This is a genomic window from Dyadobacter sp. (assembly GCF_051859145.1).
GTDB lineage: Bacteria > Bacteroidota > Bacteroidia > Cytophagales > Spirosomataceae > Dyadobacter.
The window spans coordinates 1-3,221 of record NZ_JBHYGF010000437.1 but is presented as its reverse complement, the minus strand read 5'-3'; the positions used below and the strand labels follow the sequence as shown (position 1 = coordinate 3,221).

5 protein-coding genes and 1 pseudogene are annotated in these 3,221 nt (G+C 42.7%); 3 read left to right on the top strand and 3 right to left on the bottom strand.

Annotated elements, in window-relative coordinates:
- Both ACTIE6_RS21215 and ACTIE6_RS21210 read right to left on the bottom strand, forming a co-directional pair.
- Positions 1 to 237 (bottom strand): annotated as a pseudogene (locus tag ACTIE6_RS21215) (poly(3-hydroxybutyrate) depolymerase); the annotation flags it as partial.
- Between the two features lie 109 nt (positions 238 to 346).
- Positions 347 to 769, bottom strand: coding sequence for a VOC family protein (locus ACTIE6_RS21210; protein ID WP_439558539.1), 423 nt, complete (start codon positions 767 to 769; stop codon positions 347 to 349).
- Positions 770 to 912: 143 nt separating this feature from the next.
- Between ACTIE6_RS21210 and ACTIE6_RS21205 the strand changes: the two genes are divergently transcribed.
- From ACTIE6_RS21205 to ACTIE6_RS21195, 3 genes are all read left to right on the top strand, one after another.
- The gene (locus ACTIE6_RS21205; protein WP_439558538.1) at positions 913 to 1,686 is read left to right on the top strand and encodes a hypothetical protein; all 774 of its coding nucleotides are present in this window, start codon (positions 913 to 915) and stop codon (positions 1,684 to 1,686) included.
- A 122-nt stretch (positions 1,687 to 1,808) separates the two neighbouring features.
- Positions 1,809 to 2,309 carry a DUF6934 family protein gene (locus tag ACTIE6_RS21200; RefSeq protein WP_439558537.1) on the top strand — a complete coding sequence of 167 codons (501 nt, stop codon included), beginning with the start codon at positions 1,809 to 1,811 and terminating at the stop codon, positions 2,307 to 2,309.
- Between the two features lie 33 nt (positions 2,310 to 2,342).
- The gene (locus ACTIE6_RS21195) at positions 2,343 to 2,513 is read left to right on the top strand and encodes a hypothetical protein (protein ID WP_439558536.1); all 171 of its coding nucleotides are present in this window, start codon (positions 2,343 to 2,345) and stop codon (positions 2,511 to 2,513) included.
- A gap of 78 nt (positions 2,514 to 2,591) precedes the next feature.
- Here the strand turns inward: ACTIE6_RS21195 and ACTIE6_RS21190 are convergent.
- The coding region (locus ACTIE6_RS21190) for a hypothetical protein (RefSeq protein ID WP_439558535.1) at positions 2,592 to 3,221 on the bottom strand (630 nt) is incomplete at its 5' end.

Sequence of the window (3,221 nt, the reverse complement as noted above, 5' to 3'; positions counted from 1 at the left end):
TACGTTTTCAGTTTCAGCGCGTGCTTGCAGCCTGGCAGCCCGCGGGGCCAATCCAAACGGTTCGCCTCCCGATCCATGCATCACAAAGACAAGGCTTGCGCCGGGTTTTACCTTATTCGATTTGTCATAAACAAAAACACGGTGTCGGCCTTCGATCAGTAGTGAATCGGAAACCAGTTGGGCATTGGCCGCGATGAGAGAAATGGAAAAATATGCAGTGAGAATGTATTTAAACATAAGGGTATTTTTTGTTGCTAATTAATTGTGGATTGCTTCTGCCCCCGCCTCTAAAAGGTAGATTTATTCGGTGTTATCCCGAGAAAAGTCCCTTTAAGGCTACTTGGGGTCAAGCATTTTCCAGCGCTGCAATATCAAACTTTGACATTTGCATAAATGCCTCCATCACACGGGGCGCTTTTTCAGGATCGGACATAAGTTTGGGCAATACAGAAGGTACAACCTGCCACGACATGCCAAATCTGTCATCAAGCCAGCCGCATTGACTGTACTTGCCTCCATCACCCAGCTTTTCCCAATAATAATCGATTTCCTCCTGTGTATCACATTCCACGACAAAGGAAGTTGCAGGTGAGAATTTGTAATGCGGCCCGCCATTCAATCCCATAAATTTAAAACCATTGAGCTCAAAAGTTACTACCATCGGATTTTCAGAGGTGATCTTTGAGCTTTTAAATATTGAGCAGTAGTAATCTGCGGCCTCTTTGGCGTTTCCGTCGAACCAAAGGCAGGGATAAAGCGGTTTGATCATGTTTTTAAGGTTTAATTACATTGGAGCAGTGCAGGAAGAATCGGTTTCAAATTAGCTAAAAGACAATTGATTTTTTCCTTACCCGGCTTTTTTCTTTCTTTCCTGACGCTATTCCAATTATCCCACTTTTACCTTTCCCATTTATGAAGCTATTCCATTTTATAATCTTATTCATTATTTCAAATGCGGCACTGGCCCAGCAGGATACTGCTTTTATTTTGGGTAAATACATTAACCTGCAAAAAGGCAGCGAATCGACAGACACTAGGCGCATTGAACTAAAATCCGACATTGATACCACCTGGTACCGCTGGAAAGAGCGGGGTTATAGCTTTGGTTTTGCACCTTCCAAAACGCCCATGTACACCACCGTCAATGGAATACTGAGCACACCTTATATGATCCAGGTACGCGGCAATGCCGAGGAGCGGAACAAAAAGCGCTGGGGTTATCACGTATTTGAAGGATATGCAAAAGACGATAAATCGCGCATCACCATGTTGGTAAACAAACACATTGAAATGGAGAGGCCAGTAGCCGAGCTCTACTATTATTCAACCGCTTACAACCACGACGAAACAGCCTATAACTGGTTCAAAATAGGCTCCGATGTACGCCAGCATTCATTCATGTTTGGCCGTGACAAAGCCATTTTCTTCGGTTCACTTAAATTAACCAATGCACTCACGCTCGGCAGCATCGGCAAAGAAGATATCAGCAATACCAAACCTGCCGGCGACGACGAGCAAAATGCCGAAAAAGATGCCAAATACGTGAACTACAAGGAGCTGAAAAACGGCGGAGACGGCACCATTTTCTATGACAAAGACCGGGATATCGTCGTAATCAAGATCAAAGGTAAATGGATGAAAGTAGCCGTGGAAGCACTGCCGGACGGAGTGGAGTATGGGTTTTGAGGGGGGAGGGATAAGGTTAGTAGGTGTGTTCTATACTGTTTGAGGCGGTTGAGTTCAATAGATTTTGATTAAATAGAATTTAAAATATATTTGAGCTTTTACAACACACACTCTCCACTTAGATGAATATAGATAGATATGCCATTTATGAGCTAAGCAAGACTGAGTATCGATTTTTCAGTGAAGGGAGAAACGGATGTTTTGAGATGCGGATTTGCTTTGAGAGTATCGGGGAGCACCTTTATAATCTGGCTTTTGGTTTATGGGACAAAAATCGGCGCACTATTGATGACCATACAGAACTTCATAACGGTGATATGGATATCATTCTGGCGACTGTTGCAGCACAGAGTATAGACTTTCTCGATGCGAATAAACAAGCCAGTATTTATGCTACGGGTCTTACGCAACCTGGAAAATTGGCGGTTCGAACTCGCAAATATCAAATTGGAATCAATAAGCATCTTTCCTATCTAACTGAGAGACATAATGTTTATGGATTCAGAGTTTTAGAAGATGCGCATCCTGGTCTGGTTGGCGGGTGGCCCTTTGGACGATCTGGCAGGTGGGAGCTGTTCCAGCCTAATACCAATTATGGTGCATTTTTGTTAAACCTGAAATGATTGGTTAAATTTGAAATAACACTTCTGATAGATATGGCAACTTCAACCGCAATTAAGAAAGAAAATTCTGAGAGCACCGATCTCGAAAAGAAGGAAAAATTTCAGAATAATGAAGTTAATTCGCGCCCACTTTCACAAAAAGCCGAAGAAGCAAAGATCTTTCTTGAGCGCAATCCAATTCCAAAGGAATTTCTCAAATCCTGAGAATGGCTGGTGTGTCAGGAACAATACCCTATGCATCTTTACTAAATAATCCATCACAAACGGTGAGTCATAAGCCGATTAGTTTAGGAGAAGTTTCTTGCTTTCTCCGGCCGGGGTGATATGGTAGTACCGATTGGTTGACTTTAAATGGTAGCTAACAGTAATTTGGTAGCTTACCTGGATTACCGGTTCAAGTACGACCGGGTTCATGACGATGTCAAAACTCTCAAAACCGAGCGGCAAGTAATAGCGAGAAACTGTTTTTTCAATTTCATTGATGTTAGTCTGCGCGCCGCTTTTCTTGACTGGCTTTACCGAAGTTCTGGAAAAAGCCTGGTAGGAATAGTATCTTGACGAAGGTGAAATCGTATGAAAATTCTCCTGAACTGTTTTTCTCAATGTGTCCAATTTCAGGCTTAATGCGTCGTAAGATCTGATATTCTTCTTCAACGCGGCCAGACAGCTGGTTCGCAGAGAATCTTTAAAACTCTCCAATTTCGTATGAAAGCAATCTACTTTAACCAGATCGTAGATTTCATTCTGTGCCGCAATCGTGACCATCCGGTCAAGCTGGTCAACCTTTCTGTAGCGGATGCTCAGGTTCTTCTGCATTTCAAAACCCACCGGAATTTCATTGGAAGTTTTGCTGAAAAGCCTGTTTTCTGTTTCAATATCATATTTCGGGACAAATGAAATCATATCTACGTC